A 15603-nucleotide genomic window follows, 5' to 3' on the forward strand; every position below is an offset into this window, starting at 1 on the left:
GCCGAGCGGCCGCGCTTCAGCGTGAACCCGTCAGCGCATCTCGTTCCGCATAGGCTGACTGCAAGGCGACGCGCGCCTGCGCGGCCCGAGCGTCCAGTGCCGAGACACGGTCGAAGTACGCACGGCTGAGACGGCTGTGGCCGTTGACCAGGTGACGACGTTCCCCCGGGCGCGGCGACTGCCCCTCGCGTGCAGCGCGCTCGGCGGCCTGCACACGAGCCAGCGCGGTGGCCACACGAGCATCGGCCCGTTGCCAGGCCGCGCGGCTGTCGCCGGGCGGTCCGCTGGCGGTGGCGACACGCGCCGCCGGGGCCTGCTCCGCGGGAGGCAGTTCGGCCAGCTTCAGGCTGCGCAGCAGCACACCATCGGAAGGCCGCGGTGGCATCTGCGAGTACACGGTGGTGCCGCCGGGTTCACGCCACTCGTACAGCACCTGGGCATGCGCCGCTGGGGCGGTGGCAAGCCAGACGAGCACGCCCAAGGCCACGAGCAGCAGCCCGTGACCCAGGCGCCCAACATGAGCGGGCACGCGCGGGCGGCTCGCCGATGGCTTCGCCTGCGAAGGGTGCCGGGATCGGTTCATGATCGACGCTCAGCCTGCTTCAACCTGGAACCTGCTTGCCGCCGACCGGCTTGCCATCCCACGGATCGAGCTTCGGCTTGCCCTTCCAGTGGAAGTACACGTCCTTGCCCTGCTTGCCGTCGAGCGTGACCTCGCGCGACTCGGTGATGCCGTGGAAGGTCGCGGTGATGCGGTACTTGCCGGCGGGCAGCATCGCGTAGGTCATCGGACCGGTGTTGTTCAAGGTCAGCACCGGGGCGCCGCGGTGGTCCGTGACGAAGAGGTTCACGTCGGCCACGAACTCGTTGTCCTTGCGCTCCGAGAAGATCATGCGCAGCGGCCAGTCCTTGGCGATCTTGCGCATGTGGGCTTCTTCTTCCTTGCTCACGCCGCCATTGACGTAGGTGGTGGCGCGCGCGGTTTCGAGCAGGATCAGTTCGTCTTGCGCGCGGGCCGGCAGCGTGGCCGCGCCGAGCAGCAGGACGGCGGCGAGTGCACCCAGGGTCGCGCGCCGAGGGTTGAGGTTGCGGGTCATCGAAAGCTCCTTTGCATTCGGCTGTGTGGGCGGGCCTGCCGCGACCATCGCGGCACGCTGCCCATGCCATGCACTCTAGGAAGTCAGAAGTCACGATGGCAGTGCCAGCCGTCATCGGCAGGTCACGACCTCGGGGCAACTCTTGACCGGGAGCGCCCACCTGGCCGCGCTCGCTCGAGGCCGGTATCGAGGTTCGACTGGGATACTGTCCGCATGCTTCTCGTGGCGCTTTAGCAACTGGCCTCACAGGACACATGCCGGAGTTGACCCGCTTTCGCGGACGGCTACGGGCTAGGTACGCGAAGACTCGTTGTCGGCATCCGGTAGGGGTCGGTCCGACTTGCCGGGTCAGCGAGGGTCTCGCACGGCAGGTGACAATGCGCTGCACCAAGCCGCTCCCCCGCGAACGATTCGGCCTCCGAACGATGCGCTCACCGCGGAACGGCAGGCACAGAGTCTTGCGTGTCGAGAGAGACAGCGATTCGCTTGAGCAAGACTCGAACAAAACCCTAATGGACCGTTGGCGATGGAAGTAGCACGCTAGGTCATACGAGTCAGGGCGCTGCAGTCGCCCCGCCCGGCGACCTGCCCGAGCTGGCAGGAGTGGCCCCTTCGCCTGCCGCGGTGGTGGTCGTTAAGAAGAAGAGCAGATGTCGGTGGGCGCGAACGATCAATCGAGGGGCTCGGCCGTCTGGAGGATCGGCTGGGCAAGTCTCGCCCTGCCGGCGCTGTGCCTGTTGATCACTGCGGGGATGTGGTCTGCGGTATTGACCAACCTGAGCGCCGAGCGCGACCGTACCCTGATGGATGCCGAGCGACGCGCGCAGGGCCTCGCCCGTGCCTTCGAGGCTCACTCCGCCAGAGCGCTCCAGCAGATCGACCAAGTCACCCGTTTCGTCGCCTACGACATCGCACGCTATGGCTCGGCGGCTGCCGATCTGCCGGCGCTGGTACGCCGGTCGCTGATCGATCAGCCCGGGGTGGTGGCGGTCTCCATCGCGAATGCGACCGGCGACGTGGTGGCCTCGTCGATCGAAGGCCCCAAGATCAACATCGCCGACCGGGGACACTTCAGAGTCCACCTCGACGCGGCCTCGGCGAACCTCTTCATCAGCCAGCCGGTCCTGGGTCGGCTGAGCAAGAAGTGGGTTGTCCAGATGACGCGCCGGCTCGTGGCCCCCGGCGGGGAGTTCTTCGGCGTGGTGGTGGTTGGCGTCGACCCCGCCTACTTCACCGACTTCTACACCGAGGCCCAGTTCGGCCGACGCGGCCTGGTCAGCTTCGTGGGCCTCGACTGGATCGTGCGCGGCCGCCGCTCCGGCGACCAAGTCTGGTTCGGCGACCGGGCGGGTCAGAACTTCCTGGCCCCGCAGGTCGCCAAGTCGACCGAAGGAATCTATCGGGCCGGTAGCAAGCTTGACGACGTCCAGCGGGTCCTGGCGTACAAGGTGCTGACAGGCTACCCGTTCGTCGCACTGGCCGGGCTGGCGGAGGACGAGGTGCTTGTTGCGCACACCGAGCGCCGCCGCGCACACCTGCTCACGGCGAGCCTGGCGACGGTCTTCCTCGTCGGGGCATTCGGCGGCCTGCATGTGCTTCTGCAACAGTTGCGGCGCAGCAATGCCCAAGCTCGATCCGCACGGGCGGATGCCGATGCCAAAGCGCAGCAGCTGTCGCTGCAACAGGCTGAACTGAAAGCCCTGACAGATGCTTCGCCGCTGGGTGTGTTTCGTTCGGACCGCCAAGGCAACCAGCTCTACGTGAACCGAACCTACGAGCAGATCACCGGCCTCGTCGGCGAACAGGCCCTCGGACTCAATTGGATTCAGGCCGTCGACATCGCCGACATGGAAACGATGCGCGAGCAGTGGCGCAAGCTGCTGAAAGGGGAAGGCCAGTTCGCCATGCGCATCCGCCTGCGAATGGCCGACGGGAGCCGCAAGTGGTGCTCGTCGCGCGCCGCACCGGTCGTCATCGACGGAGAGGTCAAGGGCTATGCCGGCACGCTGAGCGACATCACGGAGAGCGTTCTGAAAGAGGAGGCCCTGCGGATGAGCGAGGAGCGGCTGTCTCGCGCCTTGGTCAGCTCCCATCAGGTGGTCTTCGACTGGGACATCCCCGCCAACCAGGTGTACCGGAGTGCCAACATGAGCCTGCTGCGCGGCGGGCCGGCGATGGACAGCACGGCCACGATCGAGGAAGCCCGCTCGCTGGTGCATCCCGATGATCGGGCCGCCGCTCGATCAAGATTCGTTGCCGTGCTGAAGGGTGAACTGGATATCCTGGATTGCGAGTATCGGATCCACGACCGGGGCGGGCACTGGATCTGGATACGCAGTCAGGGACGGGTCACAACGCGTGACACCGCCGGTCGGGCGGTGCGCGTCTGTGGCATCGAGGAGGACGTGACGGCCCGCAAGACTGCCGAGCTCGCCCGAGAAGAGGCCGACGCGGCGCTGCGCAAGCTGGCGCTCCAGGTCCCGGGCATGATCTATCAGTTCCAGCGACATCCGGACGGGCGGTTCAGCTTTCCGTACGCGAGCGACGGCATCCGTGAGATCTACGAGGTCACGCCCGCCACAGCGGCGACCGACGCCGCCAGCGTGGTGTCGCGCCTGCACCCCGACGATGCCGCGCGGGTCATGCAGTCCATCGAGCGATCGGCCACCGATCTCAGTCTCTGGCGCGAGACCTATCGCGTGATCCTGCCCCACCGTGGCGAGCGCATCCTGTCCGGCCAGTCGAGCCCCGAGCGCCTGAAGGACGGCAGCATTCTCTGGCACGGCCTCATCACCGACGTCACGGAGCAGACCGCCGCAGCGCGGCGTGTCAGCGCGCTGCGGGAAGAGCGAGACGCCGCCGAGCGCGCCACGCAGCTGCGGGCCGACCTGATGTCGCGAGTCAGCCATGAGCTGCGGACGCCGCTGAACGCGATCCTGGGATTTGCGCAGCTCATCGCACGGGACCCCGCCCTGCGAGGATCCCACGCCTTGTCGGGGATCGAGCAGATCCAGCGCGCCGGCGAGCACCTGCTGTCCCTCATCAATGACATCCTTGACCTGTCGAGCCTGGAGGCCGGGCATGGATCCTTGAAGCTTCGCCCGGTGAACGTGGGCACACTGCTCGAACGTTGCATCCAGATGCTGCAACCGCATGCCGTGGGTCATGGCCTGCGCCTGAGCGCCGATGCTTCCGAGGATCTGCCGGCCGCCCAGGCGGACGCACGGGCCGTCAAGCAGGTGCTGTTCAATCTGATCGGCAACGCCATCAAGTACGCCGGCAACGGTTGCTCGATCGTCGTGCGGGCCAGCGCCGACGCCGACCATGTCCACCTCGAGGTTCGAGACGACGGGGCTGGCATCCCTGCCAACAAGCTTGGCGTGCTGTTCCAGCCCTTCACGCGCATTGGCGACGAGGCGCGTCAACGCGCGGGGACGGGTCTGGGTCTTGCGATCAGCCAGCAGCTCTGCCACGCCATGGGCGGACGGATCACTGCGGCCTCGACAGAAGGCGCCGGAGCGACATTCACCGTCCACCTGAAGCGCGACACACGACGCCCGGAGACAACGGGGGACACCGGCTTCGACCTGCTGTTCGATTCAGGACAAGGGCAGGCTATGTCGACGAGGCTGCACCACCTCGCGGGCACGGTGCTGTACATCGAGGACGAGCCGGTGAACGCCTTGATCATGGAGCAGTTCTTTGCGGAGCTGCCCGAGGTTCGTCTGCGGGTGGCCAGCAACGGCGCCGACGGCCTGCGAATGGCGCGAGAGCTCGACCCCGCCCTGGTGCTGCTGGACATGAACCTGCCCGACATGGACGGTCTCGAGGTTCTGGATCGCCTGACGGCGTCAGGCCGGACGGCCCGCATGACGATCGTTGCTTTGAGCGCAGACGCCCAACCCGAGCAAGTCCGCAAGGCGTTGTCGCGGGGCGTCGACGACTACCTGACCAAGCCGGTCGACTTCCAGCTGCTCCGCGATCGCCTCCGAGAGTGGCTCGCGTGTTGACGATGGAACGTGAGGCTGCACGAGCCATGCAGATTGCGCAATGAACCGACCAACTGATCACGCGATGGACAGTGAAGCCGAACTTGGTAGCAAGCAGCGCGCTGCCGAACTGATCGGCGCGCTGTCCCGGCTTCATGGCATCGCCACCCTGTTGTTGACCGCCCCGGCCGACGATGCGCTGTGGTCTGAGCGCGTCCGTGCCCTCGCGCAAAAGCTCGGTGAGCTTCAGCTTGGAGAGCCTGACGCTGTCCTGTACCTGCTGTACTACGCCGCAGTACGCAAAGTGGAGCGTTACAGCAGCCACCATGCGCTCGTCTGCGCGGCCACCGCTGCGGCGTGCGCCCAGCAGCTCGGATGGGATGAAGCCGACATCCGCAGCCTGGCTTGCGCCGCTCTCACGATGAACGTGAGCATCACTGCTTTGCAGGATGAGCTGGTCTATCGCGAGCGCACGCTGACGCTGGATCAGCGACTGGCCATCGAGCGGCACCCTGCGCAGAGCGTGGAGTTGCTGACCACCCTTGGAGTCACCGATTCGCTATGGCTGCAGGCGGTGGAGCTCCATCACGTCGATCCGCCGGTCGAGTCCAAGCTCGAGGACATGGCCCCCGGCCAACGCCTGGGCGCGTTGTTGCGACGCGTCGATGTGTTGACCGCCAAACTGAGCCCTCGCAACGCACGCAAAGGCATGGCGCCTACGCTGGCGCTTCGCGATGCCTATCTCGGCGGCCGTGGTACGGCAGACGCCATTGGGCTCGCCATCATTCGAGCCCTCGGTGCCTACCCGCCAGGCAGCCTCGTCACTCTGACGAACGGCGAAATCGCCATCGTGTTGCGTCGAGGCGAGCGGGCCAATGGACCAGTTGTCGCCAGCCTGCTTGGCCCAGACAAGGCGGTGCTCGTCCCACCCGCGCTGCGTGACTCCACCGACAGTCTGCTGCAGGTGAAAGGTCCAGCCCGCATCGAGGATGCTCGCCTGCCGATCGACCATGTCCGGCTCCTCGCGCTCGCTGCCACAGCAGTCTGAAGCTGCGAGTCCTCAAACAGCATGGACGATAGCGGTGGGTACAAACTCTCCGCAGACGCAGCGTTCGCCCAGAGACGGATGCCACAACGACCGGCGTTCTTGGCTTCGAACATGGCCTGGTCGGCTCTCACAAGACAGGCGTCAGTACGACGACACACTCATCACCGCCCAGGTACGTCACAGTGTCGCCGACCCGCACACCGTGCAGCAGCCGAGCCGCCCCTGCCTGGAGAACCGAATCGCCGGCCTCATGACCATGCGTGTCATTGACCGTCTTGAGCCCATCGAGATCGAGGTAGCACACGGCGACTTCGTGCTGCTGCCGCTCGGCGCCCCCAGGTCCTGACGCAAGCCGGTCCGAAAGCAGCAGCTGGTTCGGCATATCGGTCCTGCCGTCGTGGAAAGCCGCGTGCTCGACCTGCGCCTGGTATGGGATGCACAGCGAGCGCGCTACAGCCAGCCATGCTCGATCAACACCGCCTTGGCCTGGGCATAGATCACCGGTGCGCTCACGAGCCCCGCCAGCCCGAAGAGCGCCTCCAGCACCAGCATCGCAACCAACAGTTCCCAGGCCCGCGCGCGGATGCGGGTGCCGACGATGTGGGCGTTGAGGAAGTACTCGAGCTTGTGAATGACAACGAGCCAGACCAGCGACAGTCCGGCGATCGCGACCGACTGCGTCAGGCTCACCACGACGATCATCGTGTTGGACACCAGGTTGCCGAGCACGGGGACGAGGCTGGCGACGAAGGTCGCGGCCACCAGCGTCCCGGCCAGCGGCAGCGGCGAGCCGAGCAGTGGCAGCACCACCAGCAGATACAACGCGGTAAGGGCGGTGTTCAGCGCCGCGATGCGCAACTGCGCGAACACGACTGCGGTGAACCCGGCCACCAGGCTGTCGAAGCCACGGCGCAGGCTGCCGGCGACGGGCGGCGCGCCACCCGAAGTCTCCGCCGGCGGCCGAAGCTGAATCGCCAGCAGCGCGCCGATCACCACGCCCGCCAGGGCGTAGCCGATACCGCGCACGGTGTGTCCGCCCCAGAGCTGAACCTGGGCTGCGTGGCCACGCAGCCAGTTCGCGGCCGCCTCGCGCAAGGCGTCGAGCGATACCGGCAGGTGCGGTGCCAGCGCGGCCGGCAGCATGGCCCGCAACTGTTCGAGCGCCGCGGCCATCTGCTGCATCAGGCCAGCGTAGCCTCCGCCTTCCGCGGCAGCTTCAGCGGCACGCTCGATCGCAATCGAGCCCACCAGCGCGACGCCGCCGACCAGCAGACCAAGCGAGCACGCCTGCGCATGCCGCAGTTGCGGCCACCGCTGCGTCAACAGCGCCGTGATCGCACGCGTGCCGCCGTAAGTGATCAGTGCGGCGAACAGAGCAGGTGTCAGATGCAGCAACAGCACCGGAACCCACAACAGGGCCACGCCCGCCAGCGTCACGGCAACTGTCGACAGGCTCACCCGCTCTTGACTGCTCATGCCGACACCCTCGACCGCATGTTCTTCCTCAAAGTTCTGCACTCTAGGAGACCGGTGGTCACGATGGCAGTGCCGGCCGTCATCTGCAGGTCAGGACCATCAGGGCCGGCGAGGAGGCGGGCACGACGGGACTTCGTCCGCCGCAAGCGCGGCCGGCGTCGCGCGGTCCGCGACGCGGTCGAGGTCCACGTCGTCGATGCCGATGCGCACGGGCCTGTAATGATGCGTCGGGTCGAGCAGCAGCCGAATGCCGCCACCGCCCTCCTTCTCGCCGCGTATGGCGACAACGGGACGCGACGAGCCGGCCACCACCGCAGTCGCCGGGTCTTCGTAGACGACGCGATAGGTCTTGCGCACGCCGCGCTCGATCACGGTATGGGTTTCGATCTCGCCCGCCCTTCTCGACCGCGCCGCAGCCATCACGCCGAGCTGGAACGACACCGGATCCCACGCCGGCCACGCAATCTCGATCTTGCTCACTTCGCCGTTGCCGAGCTGCGTGACTGCCTTGCCGGATGACCAGTCAAAGTCGGTGCGGACGTCACGACGGGGATCCCCTTGGTCCACGTACCCGTACGCGATGGGAACGAGTCGGTCGCCGTCGAAGCGCACGACGCTGCAAAGCTCGAAGCTGCGTGAGATCACCGTCCAGCGGATCGTGGCCTTCAGCGTGTAGATCGCATACGACGACGAGCGACGCAAGGTCGCGACGGCTTCGGCCCGTGCGTCGATAAGCGCGATCGCCTTGCGCCCCTCGAAAGCCGCTGAGAAGGCGTCGAGCCGCGGTTCGGCCGTGGCATTCAGCGCCGCGAACGGCATCGAGGCCGTGACGACGAGACGCGCGCAAACCAGCATCGGCCAGCGGATGTTCATCAGGCCGGCCGCGAGCCGCTCCGCGCCGGCGTGCGCATCAGCCGGCCAGGATCGCCAAGTCGAGACAGGTGCCGAACCGAGGGAATCCCTTTGCTCACGCCGCGATCTCCGCCCGCACCTCGGTGCCTTGACCCGGCGCACTGCGCACGGTCAATTCGGCACCGATCAGATCCGCTTGTTCACGCATGCCCAGCATGCCGTAATGACCCGGGCAAGGCACGGCCGTGTCGAAGCCCACGCCGTCGTCGCGCACCGAAAGCGTCGCGCGCGGCACAGCTACATCATCAGGATCGTCGCTTCCGGCCAGCGCGTCCTCTATCTCGACGTAGACGCTGCGCGCCTGCGCGTGCCGCTCGACGTTGCGCAACGCTTCCTCGACGATGCGGTACAGCGTCTCGGCGCGTTCGTCCGCCAGGTCGGCGGCCCAACCCTGCGCCCGCAACGTTGCTTCTGCCCCCGTGCGCTCGCCAAATCGCGCGAGCAAGTCACGCAAGGCCGCGGCCAGCCCGTTCTCGCGCACGGTGCCATGCCGGATCTGTGTGATCGCGGCACGAGCTTCCGCCAGGCCGGTGGCGGCCACCTCCTCGGCGCGGGCCAACTCGGCACCGAACTCGTCCTCCGACATCTTGTCCTTGAGCTTGCGCACCAGCCGCAACTGGGTCAACAAGGCCATCAGCGAATGCGCCAGCGTGTCGTGCAGATCGCGAGCCAAACGCAGTCGTTCGCGCGTGACGGCGGCATGGCGCGACTCGTCGGCCAGGCGCTCGATGCGGGCGGTCCGCTCGACCACCCGGGCGTCGAGCTCGGCGTTGAGTTCCTTCAGCGCGGCCTTTTCGCGCTGCAGGTGCCCGACCAACTCCGACATGGTGGCGCCGATGCGGCTTACTTCATCCTCGCCGACCGGCACCGAGATGCCCGTCTGCCGGCCCTGGCGCACGGCCGCGGCCTCGGCCGCCAGCGATGCGAGGCGCCGGGTCAGCCAATGGGTGACGGCCAAGGCCACGAGCGCAGCCACGACGCCGGCCAGCAGAACGGTCGCGAAGACCGTGTGGTGCAGACCGCGCACATGCGCCAGCGCCGGATCGGCCGCTTGGCGAACCGTGACTTTCCAGCCCAGGCTGGCGTCGTCGGGGTCCTTGTCCAGATGGCGCCCGACGATATAGGTTCCGCCCTCGGTCAGGTCGTCGCCAGCCTGGAGCGTGCGCCCGACCCAGTTCTGCGGCCCGACCATGACCACCCCGTCGCCGTCGGACAGCACCAGTTCCAGGCGCCGCTTGCTGTCGAGCGAGCCCAGCAGTTCGGCCTGCAAGCGGTCGATCCATCCCCAGGCCAGGTGGCCGCCCACCACGCCCACCAAGCCACCGCTGTCCAGGCGAATCGGCGCGGCAACATCGACGAAGCGCAAGGGCTGACCATCGGACGCACGCGGCAGGTGCTTCTCCAGCAGTACAGCCTTGTGCACGTCGCCCAGGTGCGGGCCCGCCTGCGCCGCCGCGAACCACGGCCGTTGCGCCACGCTCTCGCCCTGCAAGATGCCGCCGGTGGCCGTCATGACCCTGCCGTGAACGTCGGCCACGCCCAGCCACGCGAACTCCGGGAACTGCGCCTGCACCGCATCCAGATGGAGCCGCAGCGCATCCGAGCCTTTGTGCCCGGACGCCGCGATCTGCGCAGCGGTAGCCTGGACGATCGACAGCCGATTGCGCAGATTCATGCCCAGACCGTGATCGACCTGAGTGGCGAACTGCGCCATCAGCCGCTCGGTGCTCTCGCGCGCAGCACGCTCAGCCTCCGAAGCGGCCAGATTGCCGGCCACCAGCGAGGCCAACGCCACCACGGCCAGCATCGACCAGCCGATCGCCGCCGACAGATGGCGGCGCGGATTCAAACTTGAGATCAGCCCCACGGACGCCCCGCCTCATCGACAGGCTACGACCGTGAAAGGAAGTGACGACATGGTGCCGGTCGTCACTGGGCCGAAACCGACCCGTCGAATACATTGCATGACATGTACGCCATTTTTCTCCGTGACGGCGCGACCGAGTCCGGCGCCAACGAGATGTTGCCATGATGGAAGAACTGATCCTTGCGGTGGCCCGGGGGGCCGGCCTGTCGCCGGACCAGGCGGCCTTGGCCGTGGCGGCGGCCTTGCGCTTTTTCACCGCGCGCCTGCCGTCGTCGCTGGTCGGAGAATTGCATGTAAGGCTCGGCACGCGCAAGCCTTCCGACACACCCGGCGCGGGAGATGCAAGATGAGCGAATCCGCCCCGGCGGCCGAACGGCTGCGGCTGCTCATTGTTGACGACCAGCCACTGATCCGGCGTGCCCTGGCGATGACCCTGGGCGTCGAGAGCGATATCGAAGTGGTCGGCCAGGCCGTTGACGGTATCGACGCGATCGAGCAGGCGCTGGCTCTCGTGCCCGATGTGATCGTGATGGACCTGCAGATGCCGCGCGCCAGCGGCGTGGTCGCCACGCGCGAGATCACGGCCAAGCTGCCATCCGTCGGTGTGGTGGTGTTGACCACCTTCGACCAGGACGATCTTGTCTTCGAGGCGATCCGCGCCGGCGCCCGCGCCTACCTGCTGAAGGACGCGGTCGAGGAAGAGGTGCTGGACACCATTCGCGCCGTGCATCGCGGCGAGTCACGGCTGTCGCCGTCGATCGCGCGCAAGGTGATGGAGCAGTTCCGCCGCTTCGGCGCACTGCCGGCCCAGGTTCGCGCCGAGGAGGTGCCGACGCCGTCGCCGGCGAGCGCCCCACCGGCAGCCCCCGTGCGCGCCAGCGCGTCGAGTCTCGAGGAGCCACTCACCGACAAGGAAGAGCGCATCCTCCAGCTGATTTCCGAAGGCAAGAGCAACAAGCAGATCGGCGCCACCGTCTTCCTGGCCGAGGGCACGGTGAAGAACTACGTCAGCCGCATCATGGAGAAGTTGCATGCCCGCAGCCGCACCGAGTTGGCAGTGCGGGCAGTCGGCCGCCGCGGCTGATCCGGCGGCCTGCCTGCCGGCGCGGGGTGACGTTCGTCATCGTTCGCCCGGCGCTTCGTGACTTCGCCGGTGACGAACGGGCCCTGACGGACGGGGTCGCGATTCCTAGCATGTGGGGTATCGCAACAAGACCCGCCCGTCCAGGAGCCCCGATGCCGACCCCCGAACCGATACGACGCACCTTCGCCACGCGCGCCCTGCACGGCGCGCTGCTGCTGGCCGTGCTGTGGCAACTGCTCGGCTCGAACTTCATCGAACGTCCGCGCGTTGCTCAGCCGGGCAATGCGATGTACGAGCTGCACGAGGTCGGCGGCCTCGCCACGCTTGGCCTGGTGGTGGCATTCTGGCTCTGGAGCTTGTTGCGGCGCCGCGAAACATCGTTCGGCGCCCTGTTTCCATGGTTGTCCGGCAGCAGGCTCAAGGCCGTCAGAACCGACCTGGGTCGTCACTGGACTGAACTGAAGCACTTGCGCCTGCCCGGTGGCGAAGCCGAGACCCCGCTCGCCAGCGCCGTTCATGGGCTGGGGCTGCTGGCCGCGTTGTTCATGGGGGCCAGCGGTGCGTGGCTGTACACCCTGGCCATCCCGGGCGGCATCGTTCTCGAGTTGCACAAGATCGTCGCCAACCTGATGTGGGCCTACGTCGTGGGCCACGCCGGCCTGGCGGTGCTGCACCAGCTGACGGGACATCGCATGCTTCAGCGCATGTTCTTCGAACGTCCTGGCGGCGACGCGAGGCGCCGTGAGCGTACCGAGGACACCCCTTGACCAGGTCCGTGACAGCGACAGGCGGTCTGGTCGCTTTCGTGGCGAACGCTCGACCGCCTGTGACGGCCAGTGACGCGGCATCACACTGAGCGCGTGGCAACCCACCCGCTGCACGGCCTGCACTGGTCGGCCCGCATCACCGCGCTGCAACGGCAAGGCTTTGCGGTCGGCGCGGCGCTGCTTGCCGGTTTCGCCGCGACTCGCTGGACCACCACCGGCGAGGTCTTGTTTCTCGCAGCCTGGCTGGCCTATTGCGCAGTGCTGCTGGGCTCCACCTGGCATCTCGCGGCCCACCTCGACGCCCATGCGACGCGGCGGCGGGCGCAGCTCATCGACCCGGGCGCGGTGGCGTTGTTCGTCCTGGTGGCTGCGGCCTGCTGCGCGAGCATCGTGGCGGTGGCACTGGCCGTTGAGACCGCCAGGGCCCTGGCCGGCTGGGCGCGCTGGGCACATCTCGCACTCGCGATGGCTTCGCTGGCGGCGTCGTGGCTGCTGATGCAGGCCATGTTCGCGCTGCACTACGCGCGCGTCTTCTATCGGCCCGCCCCGTCGCATGGAGAGCCCGCGCGCGGGCTCGTGTTCCCCGGCGGTCCGGAGCCCGACTATCTGGACTTCCTGTACTTCTCGGCAGTGGTGGGCATGACATCGCAGGTCTCGGACGTGGCGGTGACAAGTCGGCGCATGCGCCGGCTGACCTTGCTGCACGGCCTGCTCTCGTTCACTTTCAACCTGATCGTGCTGGCCCTGGCCGTGAACGTGTTCGCCGGCAGCTTGGGTTGAAACTCCGGCGTCAGATGCCGTCGTCGTGACGACCGGCACTTCGCTTCGTCGCCCGGCCGGCCGAACACTGTCGGCGGCCCGACAAGGAGGCACGAAGTGCGATTGAACCGATGGAGCTACCGGGCGGACTATGCCGTCCTCCCGCTGCTCGCGTCCGCGGTGGGTCTGGTGTCCCTGTGGCACGCGTCCCCCTGGCAGATCGAGGCGTGGCTTGCAAGCGCGCTTGCAGGCATCGCCGGCTGGACCTTGCTCGAGTACGGGTTGCACCGCTGGCTGCTCCATCGAGTGCAACCGTTTCGGCGCCTGCACGAGGCGCATCACGCGCACCCCTCCGAACTGATCGGCACGCCCGCGTGGCTCAGCGCGCCGCTGTTCGCGGCGACATGGCTGGCGCTTGCGCAGGAGATGCCACGCTCAGCGGCTGGCGGTGCCGCGGTCGGGCTGATGCTGGGCTACCTCGCGTACTCCCTGTTGCACGACGCCGTGCATCACCTCCGTGCGTCGCCCGGCAGCTGGTTGGCCGGTGCGAAGCGCCGGCATGCCCTTCACCATCGGCCCGGCGCGAGCAGCAACTTCGGCGTCACCACTGGCGTCTGGGACCGGGTGTTTCGCACCGCTGCGGAACCGGGTCGACCTTCCGATGACGATCGTCATTCCGAATCGATGACTCGCCGGTGACCAGCGGCTCTGGCAGGCGGACGGGTGGGAAGCAACACTGTGCCCATCGGTTCACTCCCCCGCCGCCATGAACATCCTGCTCGACTCCCGCAAGCCATTCGATGTCGCCGTCGCCGACCTTCAGCGCAGCGTGGCCGCCCACGGCTTCAGCGTGCTGCACATGCACGCACTGAGCGACACACTCGCAGCCAAGGGGCACTCCATCGACAAGCGGGTGGCCGTGCTCGAGGTGTGCAACGCCACCGTCGCTTCGGAGATGCTGACGCGCGACGCGTCAATCAGCCTCGCCCTGCCCTGCCGCGTGGCGGTGTTCGAGCATGCGGACGGCACGCGCCTGGGAACCATCGCGCCGACAACGATCCTCGAGGGATTCGGCCTGGGCCCCGAAGTGGACATCGCGGCATCCTTGGTCGAGCGCACGCTGCGTCAGATCCTCGTCGACGCGGCCTGACGACGCGCCCCCGAAGAACACGACGCCGATCGGATCTCACATGCCGCCGCTGACCCAGGCCCTCATCGCCGTCAACGTCGTCGTGTTCCTGCTCGGGCAGGTGATGGGCCAGGTTCTCACCAGGTGGTTCGCCCTCTGGCCACCGGCATCCGGGCTCTTCATGCCCTGGCAACTCGGCAGCTACGCGTTCCTCCACGCCGGCCTGACGCACCTGGCCTTCAACATGTTCGGCCTGTGGATGTTCGGCGGCGAACTCGAACGCGTGTGGGGGCCGCGCCGTTTGGCACTGTTTTACGGTGTGAGTGTGCTGACCGCCGCGGCGGTCCAGTTGCTGGTGACGTCCGCACTGGGCAACGCCGCGCCGACCGTCGGCGCTTCAGGGGGACTGTTCGGCCTGTTGATCGGCTTCGCGATGGTGTTCCCGCGTCGGACGATCACGCCGCTGCTGCCGCCGATCCCCATGCCGGCCTGGCTGTTCGTCACGCTCTACGGCCTGCTCGAACTGACGCTCGGCGTCACCGGCAGCGCCAGCGGCGTTGCCCACTTCGCGCATCTGGGCGGGCTGCTGGGCGGATGGCTCGTGATGCGCTACTGGCGCGGGCAGCCTCCGTTCGGCCGTCCGAGGCGCTGACGTGCTCGGCTTCGTGATCCCGATCCCTTCTACCAACCACGCCTCGCCATGAACCCAACCTTCACCGCCCAACGCGCCGATGACGCCTTGACCAAGGTTCCAGCGGTCACGCTCCTCTTCTGGATCATCAAGATCGCCGCCACGACGCTCGGCGAGACCGCCGGCGACGCGTTGTCCATGTCCCTCAACCTGGGCTACCTCACGAGCACCGGTATCTTTGCCGTGATCTTCCTGGCCGCGGTCACCGCGCAGATGCGCGCGCGCCAGTTCCATCCCTGGTTGTACTGGACCACCATCATCGCCACCACCACCGTCGGTACGACGATGGCGGACTTCTTCGACCGTTCGCTGGGCATCGGCTACAGCGGGGGAACGGCCATCCTGCTCGGCCTCCTGCTGGCCTCGCTCTGGACGTGGCGGCGCACGCTGGGCTCGGTGTCCGTGCAGAGCGTGAGCAGCCCGACGGCCGAAGTCTTCTACTGGGTGACGATCATGTTCTCCCAGACGCTCGGCACAGCGCTCGGGGACTGGACCGCCGACACGGCCGGCCTCGGCTACGCCGGTGGGGCCATGATCTTCAGTGCCTTGCTGACCCTGGTGGTGCTGGCGTACTTCAAGACCCGCATCTCGCGCACCGCGCTGTTCTGGGCCGCCTTCGTGCTGACCCGGCCGCTCGGCGCGGTGGTGGGCGACTACCTCGACAAGCCGATCTCGGCCGGCGGGCTGGCCCTGAGCCGGTTCAGTGCTTCGGCGGCGTTGCTGGCCTTCATCGCGTTCACGCTGATGGCGTTCAAGCATCGCGCCAGCGCGAAAGCCCATTGAC

Annotated in this window: 16 protein-coding genes; 10 read left to right on the top strand and 6 right to left on the bottom strand. The window is 67.5% G+C overall.

Annotated elements, in window-relative coordinates; translation table 11 throughout:
• Nucleotides 1-16: 16 nt before the first annotated feature.
• Together QZV97_RS01135 and QZV97_RS01140 are read right to left on the bottom strand one after the other, a co-directional pair.
• A complete protein-coding gene (locus QZV97_RS01135) occupies nucleotides 17-529 on the bottom strand; it encodes a DUF4124 domain-containing protein (RefSeq protein WP_295637006.1) in 513 nt (170 codons plus the stop codon).
• Nucleotides 530-602: 73 nt separating this feature from the next.
• A complete protein-coding gene (locus QZV97_RS01140) occupies nucleotides 603-1097 on the bottom strand; it encodes a hypothetical protein (protein WP_295637008.1) in 495 nt (164 codons plus the stop codon).
• Between the two features lie 650 nt (nucleotides 1098-1747).
• Between QZV97_RS01140 and QZV97_RS01145 the strand changes: the two genes are divergently transcribed.
• Together QZV97_RS01145 and QZV97_RS01150 are read left to right on the top strand one after the other, a co-directional pair.
• Nucleotides 1748-5107 carry a PAS domain-containing protein gene (locus QZV97_RS01145; protein ID WP_295637011.1) on the top strand — a complete coding sequence of 1120 codons (3360 nt, stop codon included), beginning with the start codon at nucleotides 1748-1750 and terminating at the stop codon, nucleotides 5105-5107.
• Between the two features lie 64 nt (nucleotides 5108-5171).
• Nucleotides 5172-6134 carry an HD domain-containing phosphohydrolase gene (locus QZV97_RS01150; protein ID WP_295637013.1) on the top strand — a complete coding sequence of 321 codons (963 nt, stop codon included), beginning with the start codon at nucleotides 5172-5174 and terminating at the stop codon, nucleotides 6132-6134.
• A 127-nt stretch (nucleotides 6135-6261) separates the two neighbouring features.
• Here QZV97_RS01150 and QZV97_RS01155 read toward each other — a convergent pair whose 3' ends face one another.
• The 4 genes from QZV97_RS01155 to QZV97_RS01170 all read right to left on the bottom strand — a co-directional run bounded on the left by QZV97_RS01155 (nucleotide 6262) and on the right by QZV97_RS01170 (nucleotide 10389).
• Entirely contained in the window at nucleotides 6262-6594 is a 333-nt protein-coding gene (locus QZV97_RS01155) for a GGDEF domain-containing protein (protein ID WP_366558876.1), read from the bottom strand.
• A complete protein-coding gene (locus QZV97_RS01160) occupies nucleotides 6585-7610 on the bottom strand; it encodes a hypothetical protein (RefSeq protein ID WP_295637015.1) in 1026 nt (341 codons plus the stop codon). Before QZV97_RS01160 ends, QZV97_RS01155 begins: the two co-directional genes overlap by 10 nt.
• Before the next feature lie 99 nt (nucleotides 7611-7709).
• Nucleotides 7710-8483: a hypothetical protein gene (locus QZV97_RS01165; protein ID WP_295637017.1), complete on the bottom strand. Its 774-nt coding sequence runs from the start codon at nucleotides 8481-8483 to the stop codon at nucleotides 7710-7712.
• Nucleotides 8484-8577: 94 nt separating this feature from the next.
• Entirely contained in the window at nucleotides 8578-10389 is a 1812-nt protein-coding gene (locus QZV97_RS01170) for a histidine kinase (protein ID WP_295637020.1), read from the bottom strand.
• A gap of 161 nt (nucleotides 10390-10550) precedes the next feature.
• On the opposite strand from QZV97_RS01170, the gene QZV97_RS01175 reads away from it, so the two are divergent.
• The 8 genes from QZV97_RS01175 (at nucleotide 10551) to QZV97_RS01210 (ending at nucleotide 15602) form a co-directional block, all read left to right on the top strand.
• Complete coding sequence (locus tag QZV97_RS01175; RefSeq protein ID WP_295637023.1) at nucleotides 10551-10739, top strand: hypothetical protein; 189 nt, start codon at nucleotides 10551-10553, stop codon at nucleotides 10737-10739.
• The gene (locus QZV97_RS01180; protein WP_295637026.1) at nucleotides 10736-11473 is read left to right on the top strand and encodes a response regulator transcription factor; all 738 of its coding nucleotides are present in this window, start codon (nucleotides 10736-10738) and stop codon (nucleotides 11471-11473) included. Before QZV97_RS01175 ends, QZV97_RS01180 begins: the two co-directional genes overlap by 4 nt.
• A 152-nt stretch (nucleotides 11474-11625) precedes the next feature.
• Nucleotides 11626-12240, top strand: a complete 615-nt coding sequence (locus QZV97_RS01185; RefSeq protein ID WP_295637029.1) for a cytochrome b/b6 domain-containing protein — start codon at nucleotides 11626-11628, stop codon at nucleotides 12238-12240.
• Nucleotides 12241-12309: 69 nt separating this feature from the next.
• Complete coding sequence (locus QZV97_RS01190) at nucleotides 12310-13020, top strand: DUF1345 domain-containing protein (protein WP_295637032.1); 711 nt, start codon at nucleotides 12310-12312, stop codon at nucleotides 13018-13020.
• A gap of 96 nt (nucleotides 13021-13116) precedes the next feature.
• Complete coding sequence (locus QZV97_RS01195; RefSeq protein ID WP_295637035.1) at nucleotides 13117-13698, top strand: sterol desaturase family protein; 582 nt, start codon at nucleotides 13117-13119, stop codon at nucleotides 13696-13698.
• Nucleotides 13699-13765: 67 nt separating this feature from the next.
• A complete protein-coding gene (locus QZV97_RS01200; RefSeq protein ID WP_295637037.1) occupies nucleotides 13766-14149 on the top strand; it encodes a DUF302 domain-containing protein in 384 nt (127 codons plus the stop codon).
• Between the two features lie 40 nt (nucleotides 14150-14189).
• Nucleotides 14190-14780 (top strand): rhomboid family intramembrane serine protease, encoded by a 591-nt coding sequence (locus QZV97_RS01205; RefSeq protein WP_295637039.1) that lies wholly within the window; start codon nucleotides 14190-14192, stop codon nucleotides 14778-14780.
• Between the two features lie 48 nt (nucleotides 14781-14828).
• The gene (locus QZV97_RS01210) at nucleotides 14829-15602 is read left to right on the top strand and encodes a hypothetical protein (protein WP_295637042.1); all 774 of its coding nucleotides are present in this window, start codon (nucleotides 14829-14831) and stop codon (nucleotides 15600-15602) included.
• Nucleotide 15603: the final 1 nt, after the last annotated feature.

The sequence above is a fragment of the uncultured Methylibium sp. genome (assembly GCF_902826655.1).
GTDB lineage: Bacteria > Pseudomonadota > Gammaproteobacteria > Burkholderiales > Burkholderiaceae_C > Methylibium.